The sequence below is a fragment of the Pseudomonas sp. dw_612 genome (genome assembly GCF_018449725.1).
Lineage (GTDB): Bacteria > Pseudomonadota > Gammaproteobacteria > Pseudomonadales > Pseudomonadaceae > Aquipseudomonas.
This window is the reverse complement of the sequence record NZ_JAAVVC010000007.1, coordinates 134,163-154,697: the sequence shown is the minus strand read 5'-3', so window position 1 is coordinate 154,697 and position 20,535 is coordinate 134,163. Positions and strand designations below refer to the sequence as shown.

The window sequence follows — 20,535 nt, the reverse complement described above, 5'->3', positions numbered from 1 at the left end:
GTTCTGAGATGTCGCCAGTTTGCCGCAAAACTCCCGACAAAACACATAACCCTTGTGGGAGCGGGCTTGCTCGCGAAAGCGGCGGAACATTCAACATCAATGTCGCCTGACACACCGCCTTCGCGAGCAAGCCCGCTCCCACAGGGGTTGGGGTTTAAGCCCCGATGTCATCGTACAACTTGTGATTGACAATCCCGCAAAGCCTCGCAAATAATCGCCGCCATGTTGTACGACGACGTATGACAAAAATAAAAACAACAAGAAACAAAAGGGAACGTCACTGTGAGCAAACTCGTCCGCCATTCCTCCGTCTGCACCCCTCGCCCGACTTTCGTCCGCCGCCACACCCTGAGCCTGATCGGTTGCAGCAGCCTGGCCCTCGCCTTGCCCATGGGCAGCCACGCCGAAGGTTTTGTCGATGACGCCAGCGCCACGCTGAACCTGCGTAACGCCTATTTCAATCGCAACTTCACCAACCCCGCCTACCCGCAGGGCAAGGCTGAAGAGTGGACGCAAAGCTTTATCCTCGACGCCAAGTCCGGCTTCACCCAGGGCACGGTCGGGTTCGGCGTGGACGTGCTGGGGTTGTACTCGTTGAAACTCGATGGCGGTAAAGGCACCGGCGGCACGCAGTTGCTGCCGCTGGATCATGACGGGCGCCCGGCGGACAACTTCGGTCGCACCAACGTGGCATTCAAGGCCAAGCTGTCGAAAACCGAATTGAAGGTCGGCGAATGGATGCCGGTGCTGCCAGTCCTGCGCTCGGACGATGGCCGCTCCCTGCCGCAAACCTTCCGTGGCGGTCAGGTCACTTCCAGCGAAATCGATGGCCTGAAGCTTTACGGCGGGCAGTTCCGCGCCAACAGCCCGCGCAACGATTCGAGCATGGACGACATGTCGATGAACGGCAAAGCGGCGTTCACCTCGGACCGTTTCAACTTCGGTGGCGGCGAATACACCTTTAATGAAAAGCGCACGCTGGTCGGCGTCTGGTACTCGGAACTCAGCGACATTTACCAGCAAGAGTATTTCAACCTGAGCCACAGCCAGCCCATCGGCGACTGGACCCTGGGCGCCAACCTCGGGTTCTTCACCGGCAAGGAAGACGGCAGCGCCCTGGCCGGCGAACTGGACAACAAAACCACCTTCGCCATGCTCTCGGCCAAATACGGTGGCAGCACCTTCTACGTCGGCCTGCAAAAACTCACCGGCGACGATGCCTGGATGCGGGTCAACGGCACCAGCGGCGGCACCCTGGCCAACGACAGTTACAACTCCAGCTACGACAACGCCAAGGAAAAATCCTGGCAACTGCGCCACGACTACAACTTCGTCGCCCTCGGCATTCCGGGCCTGACCATGATGAACCGCTACATCAGCGGCGATAACGTGCACACCGGGGCGATCACCGACGGCAAGGAATGGGGCCGAGAATCGGAACTGGCGTATACCGTGCAGAGCGGTGTGCTGAAGAACCTCAATGTGAAATGGCGCAATGCGAGTATTCGCAAGGACTTCAGCACGAATGAGTTCGATGAGAACCGGATCTTTATCAGCTACCCGATTTCGTTGTTGTGAGGCAGGTTTCGCTTCAAGGCTGAAACCTATTGGCGCGCCAACTTTTTTGTAGCAGCTGCCGAGGTACGAGGCTGCGTTCGGCTGCGAAGCAGTCGTAAAACCTGCGCCCGCGGTCTTTCTGACACGCCGCGTCGCCTAGACTCACGACTGCTTTGCAGCCGAACGCAGCCTCGTGCCTCGGCAGCTGCTACATGAGCCGAACGCAGGCTTCGCCAGTTGCTACAACGATCGCGGGAAGGCAAGACCCTCCGTCAATTTCAACCACCCACGCGTTGACAAGCACCGGAAAGCCTAACGATACTTCGCGCAAGTCATACGACAACCTACAACAACTGCAATGACTCTATATTCAGGAACCATCATGACCACGACTTCCCCTGCCCCTTTCAATCGCCTGCTCCTGACCGGCGCCGCCGGTGGCCTCGGTAAAGTGCTGCGCGAAACCCTGCGCCCCTACGCCAATGTGATTCGCCTGTCGGACATCGCCGACATCGCCCCGGCCATCGATGACCGCGAAGAAGTCGTGACCTGCGACCTCGCCGACAAGCAAGCCGTGCATCAACTGGTCGAAGGCGTGGACGCGATCCTGCATTTTGGCGGCGTCTCCACCGAGCATTCGTTCGAAGAGATCCTCGGCGCCAACATCTGCGGCGTGTTCCACATCTACGAAGCCGCACGTCGGCATGGCGTGAAACGGGTGATCTTCGCCAGTTCCAATCACGTCATCGGTTTCTACAAACAGGACGAAGTGATCGACGCCCGCTCCCCGCGCCGCCCGGACAGCTACTACGGTCTGTCCAAGTCTTACGGCGAAGACATTGCGAGTTTCTACTTCGATCGCTATGGCATCGAAACCGTCAGCATCCGCATTGGCTCCTCGTTCCCGGAACCGCAGAACCGTCGCATGATGAGCACCTGGTTGAGCTTCGGCGACCTGACCCAACTGCTGGAACGCGCGTTGTACGCACCGAATGTCGGCCACACCATCGTCTACGGAGTGTCGGACAACAAGAACGTCTGGTGGGACAACCGCTACGCCGCTGGCCTGGGTTATGTCCCGCTGGACAACTCCGAAGTGTTCCGCGACAAGATCGAAGCGCAACCGATGCCTGCGGCGGATGACCCGGCCATGGTTTATCAGGGTGGCGCGTTTGTGGCGTCCGGCCCGTTCGGCGACTAAACCCACGTTCACAGGAATCAGTCGCCATGCAAGCCGAATTGATTGTCGATGCCCGTAACGCGGTCGGTGAAAGCCCGGTCTGGGTTCCCGAGGAAAACGCCCTGTACTGGGTCGATATTCCCGCTGGGGGTTTGCAGCGCTGGAGCGCCGCCACCGGTCACGTCGATGCCTGGACCGCCCCGGAAATGCTCGCCTGCATTGCGCGGCACAGCGACGGCGGCTGGGTCGCGGGCATGGAAAGCGGATTCTTTCGCCTGCGCCCGCACAACGACGGCAGCCTCGACAGCGAACTGCTGGCCCACGTCGATCACACCCGCCCCGACATGCGCCTGAACGATGGCCGCTGTGATCGCCAGGGGCGTTTCTGGGCCGGCAGCATGGTGCTGAACATGGGCGCCAACGTGGCCGAAGGCACGTTGTATCGCTACAGCAGTGGCCAGCGTGGGCCGATTGAGGCCCGACTCAGCGGATTTCTCGTGCCCAACGGCCTGGGTTTCAGCCCGGATGGCCGGACGATGTACTTGTCCGATTCCCATCCCTTGGCCCAGCAAATCTGGGCCTTCGATTACGACATCGACAGCGGCACGCCGAGCAATCGGCGGTTGTTCGTCGACATGAATCACCTCGAAGGCCGCCCCGATGGCGCCGCTGTCGATGCCGAAGGCTGCTACTGGATCTGCGCCAACGACGCCGGGCTGATTCACCGGTTTACTCCGGATGGTCGGCTGGATCGGTCCCTTGCGGTGCCGGTGAAAAAACCGACCATGTGTGCGTTTGGTGGTAGTCGGTTGGACACCTTGTTCGTGACCTCGATTCGCCTGGGCGATGACCATGATGAACAGTCGTTGGCGGGCGGAGTGTTTGCCTTGAATCCCGGGGTGAAGGGTTTGCCTGAGCCGCTATTTCAGGATTGTTGAACAGCCTAAAAGATCGCAGCCTTCGGCAGCTCCTACAGGATTGACGTTCGCCCGGATGTACCCGGTCTCTGTAGGAGCTGCCGAAGGCTGCGATCTTTTCAACCCTCACGCAGAACAAAATCATGAAACTGCTCGAACTCGAAGACGACCTCACCCACCTCACCCTCGCCCCCGAACTCGGTGCGAGCATCGTCAACTGGACCGTGCGCAGCACCGGTCAACCGTTATTGCGCCGCAGCGACGCCCAAGCGCTGAACACCGGCCTGCCCGGTAAACTCGGCTGTTACCCCTTGGCGCCGTGGTCCAACCGGATTTCCGAGGGCGGTTTCGAGTGTCCCGAAGGCTGGCTCGCGCTGCAGCCCAACAGCCTCACCGATCCCCTGCCCATCCACGGCAGCGCCTGGCAACAACCATGGCGGATCATTTCCCAAACCCGCCACGAAGCCGTCCTGCAACTCGATTGCACCAGCCCTTTCGCTTACCGCGCCGAGCAGCGTTTTCACCTGAGTGAAGGACGCTTGAGCATCGAGCTGAAGGTCACCCATCTCGGCGAACATGCGGTGTGGCACGGTCTCGGTTTGCACCCTTACTTTCCACGCACCGCGCGCACCCAATTGCAAGCCAAGGCCCGGCAAGTCTGGTTGTGCGACGCGGCGAAACTGCCAACCCAACTCAGCGCGATCCCCGACGCCTGGGATTTCCAGCCGCTCAAGGCCTTACCGGAAACGTTGGTGGACAACGGCTTCTGCGAGTGGGACGGCCACTGCCTGATCCAACAACCGGACTTGGGTTATGAGCTGGAATGCCAGGCCACCGGCAGTGATTACTACCTGTTGTACTGCCCGGTGGGCCTCGGGTTTTTCTGCATCGAACCGGTGAGCCACCCGGTCAACGCGCACCACTTGCCCGGCCGCCCAGGCTTGCGTCTGCTGGAGCAAGGGCAATCCACCGCACTGGGCTTCAGCCTGCAATACCGCGCACTCGCCTAACCCAGTAACTGACTCAGCACCGCGCGCAACTTGCCGGGCTTCACCGGTTTGTTCAGCAGGGGCGCATCGAGTCGTTGCAACGAGCGGCGGCATTGGTCAGTGCGGTCGGCGGTGATGATCACCGCCGGGATGGCCCGGTCGAAATGCTCGCGCAAGTGCCGCACCACATCACAGCCCACCACCCCGTGGTCGAGGTGATAGTCTGCCAGAATCAGTTCCGGCGCCCGCCCCTGCAACGCCGCCAGCGCCGAGAATTCATCGGTGGCAATCACCACTTCGCAGCCCCACTGCCCGAGCAACGCGCTCATGCTTTCGAGGATGCTGACTTCGTTGTCCAGCACCAGCAAACGTCGGCCCGGCAACGGATTACCGGTGCCCGGTTGCGGCGCGGCCAGGCTGATCGGCAGCGGCACTTCATGGGAAATCGGCACGTCGATACTGAACACCGAGCCGCGTCCCGGCCATGAGCGCACCTGAATCCGGTAGCCGAGAATCTTGGCGATGCGCTCAACAATGGCCAGCCCGAGGCCAACGCCTTTACGGTCAGCGGCGCGGCCAACGTCCAATTGATTGAATTCGAGGAAGATCGAGTGCAGCCGATCCGCCGCGATCCCGCGCCCGGTGTCCCAGACTTCCAGACGCAGGTTGTCACCCCGACGCCGCGCGCCGAGCAGGATGCAGCCCTCGTCGGTGTAACGGCAGGCGTTGCTGAGGAAGTTGCGCAAGATCCGCGTCATCAGGCGCAGGTCGGTGCTGATCGCGAAGTCGCCCATGTGCACCCGCAGGTTCAGCCCTGCCGCCTCGGCCACCGACTGGAATTCCGACACCAGCGGCGCGAGCAATTCGTCGAGCCGGTACAGCGCCACATCCGGTTTCACCGCCGCCTGATCGAGGCGGGAAATATCCAGCAAATCGGTGAGTAAATCTTCGGCGCCCTCCAGCGCCTGATGCGTGCGTTCCACCAGCACCTGCTCGACGTCGGGCAGTTTGCGTTCGCGCAAGGTCGAGATCAGCAAGCGCGCGGCGTTGAGCGGTTGCAGCAGGTCGTGGCTGGCGGCGGCGAGGTATTTGTCCTTGCTGCGATTGGCGGCCTCGGCGGCGTCTCGGGCATCGCGCAAGGCCTGGGCGATCTGTTTACGTTGGGTGATCTGCTGTTGCAGGTTGCGGTTGGCTTCGAGCAATTCGTCGGTGCGCGCGGTGACCCGCTGCTCAAGCTCATCGTTGAGTTGTTGCAAGCGTTGCTGGGCCAGTTTGCGTTCGGTGATGTCGGCGACAAAGCCTTCCACCAACCCTTCCTGATCAGGCTTGAGCAACAGGTTCATCAGCACATCCAGGCTGCTGCCGTCCTTGCGCCGCAACTGGGTTTCATAGCCATGCAGGCTGCGCTCGGTCTTGAGGATTTCGCCGATGTTTTCCAGCTCCTTCGCACCACCGACGAACAGGTTGCTCGCCAGGTCCGCCAGGGAAAACAGCACTTCCTGGGGATTGTCGTAGCCGAGCATTCGCGCCAGCGCCGGGTTGGCGGCGCGCATGCCCTCCAGGAGGCTGGCCTGGAAGATCCCGTGCACAGCGTTTTCGAACAGCCATTTATAGCGATTGCGCTCGGCTTCCAGTTCATCCAGCCGCGCGGAGAGCTCCGGGTAATGGCTCTTGCGCGCCGAGTGGCTGCCTAATCCGAGTAATCCGGCCAGCGCCCGTTGCTGCTCGTCAGAGGGCTTCGCCATAGACGACCTCGACATCACGCTGACTGGATTCCCGCGGATTGGTCAGGATGCACGGGTCGTGCATGGCGTGCTGCGACAGGAACGGAATGTCCGCCATGCTCACCCCGTGCAGACCCAGGGTTTCGTGGAAGCCGATGGAATGTTTCAGGGCAATCAGGTGTTCGACCAACCGCTTGCAGATCTGCCGGTGATTCAGGCCCCGGCAATCGATGCCGAACGTTTCGGCAATCACCTTGAAGCGCTCCGGCGCCGAGCTGTAGTTGAACGCCACCACGTGTTCCACCAGCACCGCGTTGCACAAGCCGTGGGGCAAGTCGAGAAAACCGCCGAGGCTGTGGGACATCGCATGCACGGCGCCGAGGATCGCATTGGAAAACGCCAGCCCGGCCTGCATGCTGCCGAGCATGATTTTCTCGCGCAGGGCAATGTCCGTCGGGTTGGCGATCATCTGCACCAGGTTGCCGTTGATCAGGCGCATCGCCTCCAACGCATGCGGGTCGGTCAGCGGGCCGTGGCCGGTGGAGACAAAGGCTTCGATGGCATGCACCAACGCGTCGATGCCGGTACAGGCCGACAGGAACGGGTCCATGCTCGCGGTGGTTTCCGGGTCGATCAGCGACACGTCGGGCACCACGGCTTTGCTGACGATGGAGAACTTCATGCGTTCTTGCTGATTGGAAATGATCACGAATTGCGAGACGTCCGCCGAGGTGCCGGCGGTGGTCGGAATCAGGATCAGCGGCGGGCTCGGCACGCGAATGGTGTCCACGCCTTCGAACTCAAGAATGCTGCGCCCATGGGCGACAACGATGCCGATGCCTTTGCCGCAATCCATCGGGCTGCCGCCACCGACCGCGACGATCACATCGCAATGGTTTTCCCGGTACAGGTCAGCACCGAGCATGACTTCTTCGACCCGTGGATTGGGCGAAACGGCGCTATACAGGAAATACTCGATGCCCTGGGCTTGCAGGCTGGCCTCGACATCCGCGACCCAACCGGCGGCAATCACCCCGGGGTCGCTGACCACCAGCACCTTGCGGGCACCGAAGGTCTTGGCGCAATTGCCGACATTGTGCCGGCAACCGGCACCAAAAATGATTTCAGGCGAAACGAATTTACGCAGCTGGCTGAGATTCTGGCTCATTGGAAAGCCTGTTTTTATTGTTTTGGAAGGTAGATCCACACTAAAGCATCCGGCTGCGAATGCAATCAGACCAATGGGTAGCACGATCTCGCATCCACCGCAGATCAACTGTGGGAGCGGGCTTGCTCGCGAAGGCGTCGTGTCAGTCAGCAACCATGTCAGCTGACCCACCGCTTTCGCGAGCAAGCCCGCTCCCACAGGGGTTCTATGTATGGCTACTTATCCGCGATAGATCAGCCGCGAAGCCTTTTCATTGCGCAACGTCAGGTGTTCCATGCCCTGCCCCGGCGCGTCGGCTTCCTCGCGGGCCTTGAGGATCACCCCGTGGTGCGGCGACTTGCTGCACACCGGGTCGGCGTTTTCGGCATCGCCGGTCAACATGAACGCCTGACAGCGGCAACCGCCCAGGTCCTTGTGCTTTTCATCGCAGGAACGGCACGGTTCCTTCATCCAGTCGTCGCCGCGAAAGCGGTTGAAACCGAAGGAGTCGGTCCAGATATGTTCGATGCTGTGCTCGCGCACATTGGGAAACTGCACCGGCAACTGCCGGGCGCTGTGGCACGGCAGCGCGGTGCCGTCCGGGGTGATGTCGAGAAACAGATTGGCCCAGCCGTTCATGCAGGTTTTCGGGCGTTCTTCGTAGTAGTCCGGGGTGACGAAAATCAGTTTGCACGGGTGGCCCTGGGCCTCAAGCCGTTCGCGGTATTCGTTAGTGATGCGCTCGGCGCGCTGCAACTGATCGCGGGTCGGCAACAGGCCGACGCGGTTGAGTTCGGCCCAGCCGTAGAACTGACACGTGGCCAACTCGACGAAATCCGCCTCCAGCTCCAGGCACAGGTCGATGATCCGGTCGATGCGGTCGATGTTGTGCCGGTGGGTGACGAAATTCAGCACCATCGGGTAACCCTGAGCCTTGACGGCCCGGGCCATCGCCAACTTCTGGGCGAAGGCCTTGCGGGAGCCGGCGAGCATGTTGTTCACCGCTTCGTCGGCGGCCTGGAAACTGATCTGGATATGGTCGAGCCCGGCGACCTTGAAGTCGCGAACCTTTTGCTCGGTCAGGCCGATGCCGGAGGTGATCAGGTTGGTGTAGTAGCCCATGTCCCGCGCGGCTTTGATCAACTCGGCCAGGTCCTGGCGCACCAGCGGTTCGCCGCCGGAGAAGCCCAGTTGCGCGGCGCCCATGTCACGCGCCTCGCGGAACACGCGAATCCATTCTTCGGTGCTCAACTCTTCACCGGATTGGGCAAAGTCCAGCGGGTTGGAGCAATACGGGCATTGCAGCGGGCAGCGATAGGTCAGTTCCGCCAACAGCCACAGCGGTGGGCCCGGCGGCGGATTATTCGATCCAGAATTGAGCACGGGCCACCTCCAGAAATGTCAGCACGTCCTCGTCGATGTCCGGCACATTGGGAAAACTCGCGGACAGTAAGCCGATAATCGCCGCCACACTGCGCTTGCCATCCAGCAGATCAAGGACCTGCCCGGCGCTGACGTTGAGTTTGATCATGCCTTCGGGGTACAGCAGCACGTGGCAATCCTGCCGAGGTTCCCATTGCAGGCGAAAACCCTGCCTCAAGGCCGGTGCGTGTTCGCGGCTGATCAGACTCACAGGGCAATCCCCCGGTGCCAGACGTTCGAGGGGGTGACGCTGTGGTACGGCGGGCGTTCCAGCTCATAAGCCATGCTCATCGCATCGAGCATGCTCCACAGCACATCGAGTTTGAACTGGAGGATTTCCAGCATTCGCTGCTGGCCTTCGAGCGTGACGTAGTGCGCCAGGGTGATGCGCAAACCGTGCTCGACATCGCGCCGCGCCTGACTCAGACGGGTGCGGAAATAGTCGTAGCCACCGGCGTCGATCCACGGGTAATGCGTGGGCCAGGCGTCGAGGCGGGATTGGTGGATTTGAGGGGCGAACAGTTCGGTCAGGGAACTGCTGGCCGCTTCCTGCCAGCAGGCGCGCCGGGCGAAATTGACGTAGGCGTCCACGGCGAACCGCACGCCGGGCAGCACGAGTTCCTGGGAGAGGATTTGTTCACGGTCCAGGCCCACCGCTTCGCCCAGGCGCAACCAGGCTTCGATCCCGCCTTCGCTGCCGGGCGCGCCGTCGTGGTCGAGGATCCGTTGCAGCCATTCCCGGCGCACGTCGCGGTCCGGGCAATTGGCGAGGATCGCGGCGTCCTTGAGCGGGATGTTGACCTGGTAATAGAAGCGATTGGCGACCCAGCCCTGAATCTGCTCGCGACTGGCGCGGCCGGCGTACATGGTTTGGTGGAAGGGATGATGGATGTGGTAGTAGGCGCCTTTGGCGCGCAGGGCGGCTTCGAATTCGATGGGGGACATTGGGGGGGTGGTCAAAGTGATTCTCCTGGGCGTTCTGCGGTGTCTGGTCTGGCGCCTTCGCGAGCAAGCCCCTCCCACAGGGGGACTCTGTTGTTCACACATTTTGTGGCCAGTGAAGATCCACTGTGGGAGCGGGCTTGCTCGCGAAGAGGCCGCCGGCTACAGCACAAGATTCATGCCGTCATAAGCAACCTCAACCCCCCGCCGCTCCAGCAACGCCCGTTCAGCCGAGTCTTCATCCAGGATCGGATTGGTGTTGTTGATGTGGATCAGCACCTTGCGCTGGCGGCCAAAGCCCTCCAGCACCTCAAGCATCCCGCCAGCACCGCTTTGCGGCAGATGCCCCATTTCACTGCCCAGGCTCTGGCCGACTTCACACACGCGCATTTCATCATCGCGCCACAACGTGCCGTCCAGCAGCAGGCAATCGGCGCGTTGCATCCAGCTCAAGACTTCTTCGTCGACTTGCCCCAGGCCCGGCGCATAGAACACCGAGGCGCCGTTGCGCAGGTCTTCGATAAACAGGCCGATGGTGTCGCCCGGCTGCGGGTTGCCGCGATTGGGCGAGTACGGCGGTGCGTTGCTGACCAGGGGTATCGCGTGAAATTGCAGGTGTTCGCAAGCCGGGATACTGAACGGCTCACGCGCCAGTCCGATCGGCTGCCACTGCAAGCCGCCGTTCCAGTGTTTGAGCATGCTGAACAGCGGAAAACCACTGCTCAAATCTGCATGAACCCGCTCGGTGCACCACACGTCATGCGGGCAGCCTTCGCGCAGGCTCAACAGCCCGGTGCAATGGTCGATCTGGCTGTCCAGCAGGACGATCCCGGCGATGGCGGTATCGCGCAATCGGCGCGCCGGTTGCAGCGCCGGGAAACTCTCGAGTTGCGCACGAATGTCCGGCGAAGCATTGCACAACACCCAATCCACGCCGTTGTCGCTGACGGCAATCGACGACTGTGTGCGGCGTTGCGCGCGCAGGCTGCCGTTGCGCACACCCGTGCACTGGCGACAGTTGCAGTTCCATTGCGGGAAACCGCCGCCAGCGGCAGAACCGAGAACACGGATGTGCATGAGCAATGCTCCAGAAGGCAGGCCCGGCCAACGCGGCGGCTGGCCGGGTGATCAATCAACGGTTGGCGAAATACATCGTCACTTCGAAGCCAATGCGCAGATCGGTAAACGCGGGTTTAGTCCACATGGGTCAATCCTCTTCTTGTGCCGGGCAATTCCGGTAAAGCCATTAATGCACGGGCCGCCAAACGGCCGAATGCTACTTTCGAAGGAGGTGGCGGCGTGCGTTGGTAGGGGGTGTGGCGGGGTTTTCAAATACACACAAACCCAATGTGGGAGCGGGCTTGCTCGCGAATGCGGTGTGTCAGGCAACATCACTGCCGAATGACACACCGCTTTCGCGAGCAAGCCCGCTCCCACAGGGGAGTTGCAGTGTTGCTGAACGGTCAGAAGAACCCCATCGGGTTGATGTCGTAGCTCACCAGCAGGTTTTTCGTCTGTTGGTAGTGGTCGAGCATCATCTTGTGGTTTTCACGACCCACGCCGGATTTCTTGTAGCCACCAAACGCGGCATGCGCCGGGTACAGGTGGTAGCAGTTGGTCCATACACGCCCGGCCTTGATCGCCCGGCCCATGCGGTAGGCGCGGTTGATGTCGCGGGTCCAGAGGCCGGCACCCAGGCCGAACTCGCTGTCGTTGGCAATCGCCAGGGCTTCGGCTTCGTCCTTGAAAGTGGTGATGCCCACCACCGGACCGAAGATTTCTTCCTGGAAAACGCGCATTTTGTTGTGACCCTTGAGCAGGGTCGGCTGGATGTAATAACCCGTCGACAAGTCGCCCTCAAGCCGTTCCGCCGCGCCGCCGGTCAGCAGCTCGGCGCCCTCCTCCTGGGCAATTTTCAGGTACGAGAGGATCTTGTCGTATTGCTGCTCGGACGCCTGGGCGCCGACCATGGTTTCGGTGTCCAGCGGGTTGCCGCGCTTGATCTTGACGATCTTCTGCATCACCACTTTCATGAAGTCGTCGTAGATCGACTCCTGCACCAGCGCCCGGGACGGACAGGTGCAGACTTCGCCCTGATTGAAGAAAGCCAAGACCAAACCTTCGGCGGCTTTCTCGATGAACTGCGGCTCGGCGTTCATGATGTCTTCGAAGAAGATGTTCGGCGACTTGCCGCCCAATTCCACGGTGCTCGGGATGATGTTCTCGGCGGCGCAATGCATGATGTGCGCGCCCACCGGGGTGGAACCGGTAAACGCAATCTTGGCGATGCGCTTGCTGGTGGCCAGGGCTTCACCGGCTTCGCGGCCGAAACCCTGGACGATATTCAACACGCCGGCCGGCAGCAAATCGGCGATCAGCTCGGCGAAAACCATGATCGACAACGGCGTTTGCTCGGCAGGCTTGAGCACCACGCAGTTGCCGGCGGCCAGGGCCGGGGCGAGTTTCCACGCGGCCATCAGCAGCGGAAAGTTCCACGGGATGATCTGCCCGACCACGCCCAGCGGCTCGTGGAAGTGATAGGCGGTGGTCAGCTCGTTGATCTCGGCGGCGCCGCCCTCTTGCGCGCGGATGCAGCCGGCGAAATAGCGAAAATGGTCAGCGGCCAAGGGCACGTCGGCGTTCAGGGTTTCGCGCACGGCTTTGCCGTTGTCCCAGGTTTCGGCGACGGCGAGGATTTCCAGGTTCTGTTCGATACGGTCAGCGATTTTCAGCAGCACCAGCGAGCGATCCTGGGCCGAGGTCTTGCCCCAGGCATCGGCAGCGGCGTGGGCGGCGTCGAGGGCCTTGTCGATGTCGGCGGCGCTGGAGCGCGGAAACTCGGCGATCACTTCGCCGTTGACCGGCGAGGTGTTGGTGAAGTACTCGCCATTGACCGGCGGCACGAACTCGCCGCCGATGAAATTGCCGTAGCGCGGCTTGAAGGAAACGACGGCGCCGGGTGTGCCAGGTTGTGCGTAGATCATGGTGGGCCTCTGTCTGGGTCGATGCCTGTCGGGCAAACAGGCGATGCACCGATAGTAGAGAGCCCCGCGCGCCAGACGAATGCGCCGTTGGCAGGGGGGACTCTCGTTATTTGGTCGTAGATTTCACACAAATCCAGTGTGGGAGCGGGCTTGCTCGCGAAAGCGGTGTGTCAGTCACATCATTGCTGCCTGACACTCCGCCTTCGCGAGCAAGCCCGCTCCCACAGGGGGGGGGTTATGCGGTGGGCCTGGGATCAGTGTTTGGCCACGACCAGGTCTTTCGGCAACTTGAAGGTCCAGAGCATGCCGCCCTGGTTGAAGTCCTTGATGCGCTTGGCCACTTCGCCGCCCCACAGCGGCACCGCGCCGCCCCAGCCGGAGAGCACCGAGACGTACTGTTCGCCGTCCATTTCCCAGGTCACGGGCGAGCCGAGGACGCCGGAGCCGGTCTGGAATTCCCAGACCTTTTCACCGGTCTTGGCATTGAACGCCTGGAGGAAACCTTCCGGCGTGCCGGTGAACACCAAATTACCTTTGGTGGTCAGCACCCCGCCCCACAGTGGCGCGTAGTTCTTGTGGCGCCAGACTTCTTTGCCGGTGACCGGATCGATGGCGCGCAGCACGCCGATGTAGTCTTCGTTCAACGGCTTGATGGTGAACCCGGCACCGAGGAACGCCGCGCCTTTTTTGTAGGCGATGCCTTCGTTCCAGATGTCCATACCCCACTCGTTGGACGGCACGTAGAACAGCTTGGTGTCCTTGTTGTAGGCCATCGGCATCCAGTTTTTCGCACCGAGGAACGCGGGTGCTACGAACACCGAGCTGCCCTTGGCTTCAGAGCCCGGTGCGCCAGGACGGCTGGCTTCGTTGTAGATCGGCCGACCGTCCTTATCCAGGCCGGTGGCCCAGGTGATTTTGTCCACGAACGGGAAGCCACGGATGAACTTGCCATTGGTGCGGTCGAGCACGTAGAAGAAGCCGTTGCGGTCGGCGGTGGCGGCAGCTTTGATCTCTTTGCCGCCCTCGGTGTAGTTGAACGACACCAGCTCGTTCACGCCGTCATAGTCCCAACCGTCGTGGGGCGTGCTCTGGAAGTGCCATTTGATCGTGCCGTCGTCCGGGTTCAGGGCCAGGCGCGACGACGAGTAGAGGTTGTCGCCCGGACGCAGGTGCGAGTTCCACGGCGCCGGGTTGCCGGTGCCGAACAGCAGCAGATTGGTTTCCGGATCGTAGTAACCGCCGAGCCAAGGCGCGGCGCCACCGGTTTTCCACAGATCGCCGGGCCAGGTCTTGCCCGCTTCGCCGCCGGAGATGCCGTTCTCGATGGCTTTGCCGTCCTTGTAGACGTAGCCCATGTGACCTTCGACGGTCGGGCGAACCCACAGCAAATCACCGTTTTTCGGATCGTAGGCGGAGATCTTGCCGACCACCCCGAACTCGCCACCGGCCACGCCGGTGATCAATTTGCCGTTGATCACCAGCGGCGCGGCGCTGATGGAATAGCCTTCCTTGTGGTCGGCCACCTGCTTGCTCCACACCACTTTGCCGGTGTCTTTGTTCAGGGCCACGAGTTTGGCGTCGAGGGTGCCGAAGAACACCAGGTCGCCGTACAGCGCCACGCCACGGTTGATCACGTCGCAGCATGGGCGGATGTCATCCGGCAGGCGCGCGTCGTATTGCCAGAGTTTCTTGCCGGTGCGCGCATCCACCGCGAACACCCGCGAGTAGGAACCGGTCATGTACATCACGCCGTCCTTGATCATCGGCTGCGCTTGCTGGCCGCGCTGTTTTTCACCGCCGAAGGAAAAGGCCCAGACTGGTCGCAGGTCCTTGACGTTGTCGACGTTGAGGGTGTCCAGCGGGCTGTAGCGCTGACCCTGGACGCCCAGACCGTTGGTGACGATCTGCTCCGGGTTCTTGGGGTCCTGGAGAATGTCCTGGTCGGTGACGGCGGCCAATGCCGAGCCGGACAACAGCATGGCACTGAGCAGCACGCTCAAGACGAAGGGTTGGCGACGTGCGGGTTGGGTCATGACGGCTACCTCTGCGGTTTTTGTTATACCCGGGAAATTTTCCCGGTCTGGTGCAGATTCTTGGGCGCCGCCGCCCTGGTAACAATTGCCCGCAGTGTTGAGATTGCTAGTTCCTTAGTACGGGGTCGGATGATGCCAACCCGTCAGCGCTCACCTCGACCTGTAGCAGCTGGCGAAGCCTGCGTTAGGCTGCGCAGCAGTCGTAAACCCGACTTGCACGATTTTCCTGATGCACCGCGAGCTCTGGTTTCACGACTGCTGCGCAGCCGAACGCAGGCTTCGCCAGCTGCTACAGGGGTTGCGCTGCCGGTTCACTGGTGCGCGGTGGAATCGATGCGGGTCATTTGCTCACGCTCATAGCGCGGATACAGATGACTGACACTGCGAATCAGCTCATACCGGCTCAAACTGATCCCGCCAAAACGCTCGGGAATGGGGCTGCGGATCATCTCGGCCATGTCGCTGCCCTGGACGGCACCGTCGCGCAGCAGGTGATCGAGCCAGGTCAGGTAGTCGCGCATTTGCTCGAAGGGTCTGGCGTCCGTGGCCACCGGGCCGTGTCCGGGCACGATCAGCGTCCAGGGCATGGCTTGCAGGGTGGCGATGTCCGCCAGCCACATCGCCAGCCCCGGGCTGTTCGGGGTGGTCAGGGCCCGTTGATAAAACACCAGATCCCCGGCAAACAGCACGCCGGTTTGCTGGTCGAGAATAGCCAGATCCGCGCCCGTATGCCCACCCAGGCTTAGCAGGCGCAAATCATGGTTCCCAAAACTTTTTACGCCAGGGGTCAGCGTTTCGGTGGGCAACACCACTTCGGTGCCGCGCATCCAGTCGCCCACCAGGCGATACATGTTCTCGGCCATGGCATCGCCCTGCTGATGCAACAGCTCCGTGGTGCCGGCCAGCGCGCCGATCGGCACATCGGTGAAGGCCTGATTGCCCAGTGCATGGTCGGGGTGATGGTGGGTCAGCAGCACTTCGATCACCGGTTTATCGGTGACCGCCGCAATCGCTTTGCGCATGGCTTCGCCATAGCGTTTCGACGGTCCGGTGTCGATCACCACCACCCCGCGCTCGGTGACGATGAACCCGGTGTTGACGATGTTGCCGCCGTTGGCCTTGGCGAAATTATCGGTGCTGCCTTCCAGCAGCCAGGTGTCGGCGGCGATCAGCCGGGGTGTGAGCGAGTATTCAAGCTCCGCCGCCAACGCCGGCAGGCTCAGACCGAGCAACAACAGCAATATCCAACGCATGACGCGCTCCTTTGGGTCAGGGTATCGCCGCATCGAATTGATTGCCGCTGTTGTCGCGCAGCAACAGGCGCGTCTGCCCCGGCCCTTCGATGTCGAAGGTCAGGTTGGGGTTTTCACTGACGGCGGGAAACAGCTCCAGCGTGGCCAGCAACTGATCGTTCTGATCGCGCAATTCAGCATGATTAATGAAGAATTCCGGGATGCCGCTGACCATGCCGTTGTCCATCGGATGCGCCACCTGCAAGCGCACGCGACTGAACTCGCCACGGGGATAACGCCCGCCGAGCACTTCGCCGATGTGCTCTTCCCAACCCGGCTGGGTGCGCACCACGCTCGGCGCCGTGCAACCGCCGCCCGCCGCATCGATCAGGGTCGAGCCGACGTGCCAGACGCCATCACGGGTCAACACCGCCGCGCGCAACGGCGTGGCCTGTTCGATGCGGATGCGGATCGACAGCCAGGGCAGCACCCGGTCTAACGGCTGGAAATCGACGATTTTCGGCAACGGGTTGAGTTCGGCCCAGGCGAGGATTTTCACCACTTCGCCCTTGAACGCCCGGGCATCGATTTCCAGCGGCACCTGGCGCGCATCTTCAGCGAACGGCGGCGCCAGCAGCTTGACCCGCGCATCGAACACGAACGGTGCATCGCCGAGCATTTGCTTGTGATAGAACGCCCACATCACCGACGGCACCGGGTCTTTACCCGGATCGATCTCCACCGCATGGGCGGCCAGAGGCAGCCAACAAGCCAGCAGGCAACTCGCTCGCCAGTTCACTATTGATACATCTCGGGCACTTCGTACTGCAGACCGTAACCGGCGTAAATCGCTTGCACCTTGCCGTCGCGGATCAACGCTTCCAGCGCCTCTTCGATGGCATACGACAATTGACGGTTGCTTTCATGCACCGCCATGCCGATCTCCCAGCGCTGCTTGCCCATGTTCGGGTAGGCGTTTTCCGCCAACGCCACTTGCGGGTCGTGAGCTTCATGCACTTGCCAGTCAACCTCGCCGCGCATCGCCATCACCGCATCGACTTCACCGGCCTTCATCGCGGCAAAGGCCTGGGGCACGCCGGGATAGTGATGGGTCTTGGCGGCGAGCATGCCGTTGAACACCGAGGTCAGGTAGAACGAGGGCACGCTGTCGACTTCGACGCCGATCGGGTGCTGCTCGAACACCGCGACACTGCCCACCGAATCCAGGCGACGACGGTCAAAAGCGACTTGCCATTGTTCGTTCTGGTACGGGCCGAACATCACCACGTGATCGTTTTCCAGTTCACCGAGTTCGTTGCGTTTTTGTGAGTAGTCGCGGTCGTAGGGCACGCGCATCATCAGGTCGGCCAGTTGCTGGTTATGCAACTGGCTGCTGCGCCAGATGTAATCGCGCAGGTCGTCGTCGAGCTTTTCGCCGGCCGGTGCCCAGATCAATTTGAGCTTCACTCCCAGCGCCGTGGCCAAGGCTCGGGCGAGGTCGACATCCACCCCTCGGGGCTGGCCGGCGTCTTCAAAACTGTAGGGGGCGAAATCCTTGTACACCGCGACGTTCAATTCTCCGGCGGCGATCATTTGGTCATAGGTACGGACCTGCGCCTGCACCACCTGGCAGCACAGCAACACAGCACTGATCAACACCGCGAGCAGGCGCATGGATTACTCCTCGACGTGCACGCTGTCCAGGTAGGTACGCACCGCCCACAAGGCTTCCTGACTCAGGTAATCGGCCATTTTCGGCATGTAGACCCGGCCATCGCGCACCGCGCCGTGACGCACCCGTTCGACGAACCATTCATCACCGGCGTCGCCGACATCGAGCATGCGCAAATCGGGGGCGATGCCGCCGGACTTGGCTTCCAGGCCATGGCAGGCCGCGCAGTTCTGGTTGTAGGCCGACGAGCCGATTTCCACCGCCTTATCGTGCTGCGGCGAGGTGCGATACGGGTTCACCGCCGCCCAGCCATCGCCATCCACCGGCACGCCGGCGTCCTTGATCGGAGTCAGGCCCGGGGTTTCCACCGCTTGCGGTACCACGTTGCCATGGGCCCAGACCGGACCTGCGCTGATAAAACCGGCCAGCAGTCCGGCAACAAGCAAGGCGTTGCGTTTTGTTGTCATTGTTATGCCCTCAGGGTTGCACGCAAAACCTCTTTGAAGAGGCTATGGCACCCATCTTAGGAACCGCTTCGCGGCAACCCCATGCTGCTTTGGTGGCCGCCGCCCAGTACCTTGGTAGTAGGGCTTGTGGCGCACACCCAAATCAGGTGCGGTTCGGGAAGTCTTCCCGGCAACAGCGGGACTTTTTCCGTATCCGCCCACCCGCCGGGCGCACCACCCTGTGCAGGCCAAAACCTCCACTGGGAACTGCAACCATGACAATAAGATCGCTACCCGCCCTTTCCCCTCTGTCTATCGCCGTGCAGGCTTTTCTGCTGGTGGGCAGCCTGTCCCTGAGCGCTGTCGGCCACGCCGCGAATGAACCGGCCACCCCGACTCACAACGTCACCTGGGAAGACATCGCCAACGATCACCTGACCACCAAGGACGTGCTGCAATACGGCATGGGCACCAACGCCCAGCGCTGGAGTCCGCTGGCCCAGGTCAACGACAAGAACGTGTTCAAGCTGACCCCGGCCTGGTCCTACTCGTTCGGCGATGAGAAGCAGCGCGGCCAGGAATCCCAGGCCATCGTCAGCGACGGCGTGGTCTACGTCACCGGTTCCTATTCCCGGGTATTTGCCCTCGACGCCAAGACCGGCAAGCGCCTGTGGACCTACAACCATCGCCTGCCGGACAACATTCGTCCGTGCTGCGACGTGGTCAATCGCGGGGCGGCGATCTACGGCGACAAGATCTACTTCGGCACCCTCGATGCACGGCTGATCGCCCTCGACAAGAACACCGGCAAAGTGGTGTGGAACAAGAAATTCGGCGACCACGCCGCCGGCTACACCATGACCGGCGCCCCGGTGCTGATCAAAGACAAAACCACCGGCAAGGTGCTGCTGATCCACGGCAGTTCCGGCGATGAGTTCGGCGTGGTCGGCCAGTTGTTTGCCCGCGACCCGGACACCGGCGAAGAAGTCTGGATGCGGCCCTTCGTCGAAGGCCACATGGGCCGCTTGAACGGCAAGGACAGCACCACCACCGGCGACGTCAAGGCACCGTCGTGGCCGAATGACCCGACCACCGAAACCGGCAAGGTCGAGGCCTGGAGCCACGGCGGCGGTGCCCCTTGGCAGAGTGCGAGTTTCGATCCGGAAACCAACACCATCATTGTCGGCGCCGGCAACCCCGGCCCGTGGAACACCTGGGCGCGCACCTCCAAGGACGGCAACCCCCACGATTTCGACAGCCTCTACACCTCGGGCCAGGTTGGCGTCGACCCGAGCACCGGCGAGGTGAAGTGGTTCTACCAACACACGCCGAACGACGCCTGGGATTTCTCCGGCAACAACGAACTGGTGCTGTTCGACTACAAGGACAAGGACGGCAAAGTCACCAAGGCCACCGGCCACGCCGACCGCAACGGCTTCTTCTACGTGGTGGACCGCAACAACGGCAAATTGCAAAACGCCTTCCCCTTCGTCGACAACATCAGCTGGGCCAGCCACATCGACCTGAAGACCGGCAAACCGGTGGAAAATCCAGGCCAGCGTCCAGCCAAACCGTTGCCGGGCGAGACCAAGGGCAAATCGGTGGAAGTCTCGCCGCCGTTCCTCGGTGGCAAGAACTGGAACCCCATGGCCTACAGCCAGGACACCGGACTGTTCTACATTCCGGGCAACCAGTGGAAAGAGGAATATTGGACCGAAGAGGTCAACTACAAGAAAGGCTCGGCCTACCTCGGCATGGGTTTCCGCATCAAGCGCATGTACGACGATCACGTCGGCACCCTGCGCGCGATGAACCCGACCACCGGCAAAGTGGTCTGGGAGCACAAGGAACACCTGCCGCTGTGGGCCGGGGTGCTGGCGACCAAGGGCAACCTGGTGTTCACCGGGACAGGCGACGGTTTCTTCAAGGCGTTTGATGCGAAGACCGGCGAAGAACTGTGGAAATTCCAGACCGGCAGCGGCATCGTCTCGCCGCCGATCACCTGGGAACAGGATGGCGAGCAATACGTCGGCGTGACCGTCGGCTACGGCGGCGCGGTGCCGTTGTGGGGCGGCGACATGGCCGAGCTGACCAAACCGGTGGCACAGGGCGGGTCGTTCTGGGTGTTCAAGATTCCGAGTTGGGACACGAAAACCGCTCAGAAGTAACGCCGCCTACCTTGCCGATACGACTGACGTAGCAGCTGTCGAGCCCCGGCGAGGCTGCGTTAGCGGTGTGTCAGGCACACCGTCGACGCAGCCTCGTTCCACTCGACAGCTGCTACGTGAAC

General features: G+C 61.7%; 18 protein-coding genes. 5 read left to right on the top strand and 13 right to left on the bottom strand.

Features of this window, described 5'->3' with window-relative positions; translation table 11 throughout:
- The first annotated feature begins 282 nt into the window (after nt 1-282).
- The 4 genes from HB680_RS13615 (at nt 283) to HB680_RS13600 (ending at nt 4,664) form a co-directional block, all read left to right on the top strand.
- On the top strand, nt 283-1,578 hold the full coding sequence (locus HB680_RS13615; protein WP_213939144.1) for an OprD family outer membrane porin: 1,296 nt from the start codon (nt 283-285) through the stop codon (nt 1,576-1,578).
- Between the two features lie 361 nt (nt 1,579-1,939).
- Nucleotides 1,940-2,758, top strand: coding sequence for an NAD(P)-dependent oxidoreductase (locus HB680_RS13610; RefSeq protein WP_213939143.1), 819 nt, complete (start codon nt 1,940-1,942; stop codon nt 2,756-2,758).
- Between the two features lie 26 nt (nt 2,759-2,784).
- The gene (locus HB680_RS13605) at nt 2,785-3,675 is read left to right on the top strand and encodes an SMP-30/gluconolactonase/LRE family protein (protein ID WP_213939142.1); all 891 of its coding nucleotides are present in this window, start codon (nt 2,785-2,787) and stop codon (nt 3,673-3,675) included.
- 122 nt (nt 3,676-3,797) lie between these two features.
- Nucleotides 3,798-4,664, top strand: a complete 867-nt coding sequence (locus HB680_RS13600; RefSeq protein ID WP_213939141.1) for an aldose 1-epimerase — start codon at nt 3,798-3,800, stop codon at nt 4,662-4,664.
- On the opposite strand, the gene HB680_RS13595 is transcribed toward HB680_RS13600, so the two are convergent.
- From HB680_RS13595 to pedF, 13 genes are all read right to left on the bottom strand, one after another.
- Nucleotides 4,661-6,388, bottom strand: coding sequence for a NahK/ErcS family hybrid sensor histidine kinase/response regulator (locus HB680_RS13595; protein WP_213939140.1), 1,728 nt, complete (start codon nt 6,386-6,388; stop codon nt 4,661-4,663). The genes HB680_RS13600 and HB680_RS13595 overlap by 4 nt on opposite strands.
- Nucleotides 6,372-7,535: an alcohol dehydrogenase-like regulatory protein ErcA gene (ercA, locus tag HB680_RS13590; RefSeq protein ID WP_213939139.1), complete on the bottom strand. Its 1,164-nt coding sequence runs from the start codon at nt 7,533-7,535 to the stop codon at nt 6,372-6,374. Before ercA ends, HB680_RS13595 begins: the two co-directional genes overlap by 17 nt.
- Before the next feature lie 219 nt (nt 7,536-7,754).
- Nucleotides 7,755-8,897 carry a pyrroloquinoline quinone biosynthesis protein PqqE gene (gene pqqE / locus HB680_RS13585; RefSeq protein WP_213939138.1) on the bottom strand — a complete coding sequence of 381 codons (1,143 nt, stop codon included), beginning with the start codon at nt 8,895-8,897 and terminating at the stop codon, nt 7,755-7,757.
- Complete coding sequence (pqqD, locus tag HB680_RS13580) at nt 8,875-9,147, bottom strand: pyrroloquinoline quinone biosynthesis peptide chaperone PqqD (protein ID WP_213939137.1); 273 nt, start codon at nt 9,145-9,147, stop codon at nt 8,875-8,877. Before pqqD ends, pqqE begins: the two co-directional genes overlap by 23 nt.
- Nucleotides 9,144-9,881, bottom strand: a complete 738-nt coding sequence (gene pqqC, locus HB680_RS13575; RefSeq protein WP_213939270.1) for a pyrroloquinoline-quinone synthase PqqC — start codon at nt 9,879-9,881, stop codon at nt 9,144-9,146. The genes pqqD and pqqC overlap by 4 nt, the downstream gene beginning before the upstream one ends.
- Nucleotides 9,882-10,040: 159 nt before the next feature.
- Entirely contained in the window at nt 10,041-10,955 is a 915-nt protein-coding gene (gene pqqB, locus HB680_RS13570) for a pyrroloquinoline quinone biosynthesis protein PqqB (protein WP_213939136.1), read from the bottom strand.
- Between the two features lie 55 nt (nt 10,956-11,010).
- Nucleotides 11,011-11,082: a pyrroloquinoline quinone precursor peptide PqqA gene (gene pqqA / locus HB680_RS13565; RefSeq protein WP_003253598.1), complete on the bottom strand. Its 72-nt coding sequence runs from the start codon at nt 11,080-11,082 to the stop codon at nt 11,011-11,013.
- Nucleotides 11,083-11,341: 259 nt separating this feature from the next.
- Nucleotides 11,342-12,862, bottom strand: a complete 1,521-nt coding sequence (locus tag HB680_RS13560; RefSeq protein WP_213939135.1) for an aldehyde dehydrogenase family protein — start codon at nt 12,860-12,862, stop codon at nt 11,342-11,344.
- A 254-nt stretch (nt 12,863-13,116) separates the two neighbouring features.
- On the bottom strand, nt 13,117-14,895 hold the full coding sequence (locus tag HB680_RS13555) for a PQQ-dependent methanol/ethanol family dehydrogenase (protein WP_213939134.1): 1,779 nt from the start codon (nt 14,893-14,895) through the stop codon (nt 13,117-13,119).
- Between the two features lie 311 nt (nt 14,896-15,206).
- Nucleotides 15,207-16,148: a quinoprotein relay system zinc metallohydrolase 1 gene (locus tag HB680_RS13550; RefSeq protein WP_213939133.1), complete on the bottom strand. Its 942-nt coding sequence runs from the start codon at nt 16,146-16,148 to the stop codon at nt 15,207-15,209.
- Nucleotides 16,149-16,164: 16 nt separating this feature from the next.
- Nucleotides 16,165-16,926: a quinoprotein dehydrogenase-associated SoxYZ-like carrier gene (locus HB680_RS13545; protein WP_213939132.1), complete on the bottom strand. Its 762-nt coding sequence runs from the start codon at nt 16,924-16,926 to the stop codon at nt 16,165-16,167.
- A complete protein-coding gene (locus tag HB680_RS13540; protein WP_213939131.1) occupies nt 16,926-17,801 on the bottom strand; it encodes a transporter substrate-binding domain-containing protein in 876 nt (291 codons plus the stop codon). The genes HB680_RS13545 and HB680_RS13540 overlap by 1 nt, the downstream gene beginning before the upstream one ends.
- A 3-nt stretch (nt 17,802-17,804) precedes the next feature.
- Nucleotides 17,805-18,266 carry a cytochrome c-550 PedF gene (pedF, locus tag HB680_RS13535; protein WP_213939130.1) on the bottom strand — a complete coding sequence of 154 codons (462 nt, stop codon included), beginning with the start codon at nt 18,264-18,266 and terminating at the stop codon, nt 17,805-17,807.
- Between the two features lie 254 nt (nt 18,267-18,520).
- Between pedF and exaA the strand changes: the two genes are divergently transcribed.
- Nucleotides 18,521-20,413, top strand: a complete 1,893-nt coding sequence (exaA, locus tag HB680_RS13530) for a PQQ-dependent methanol/ethanol family dehydrogenase (protein ID WP_213939129.1) — start codon at nt 18,521-18,523, stop codon at nt 20,411-20,413.
- Nucleotides 20,414-20,535 lie beyond the last annotated feature (122 nt).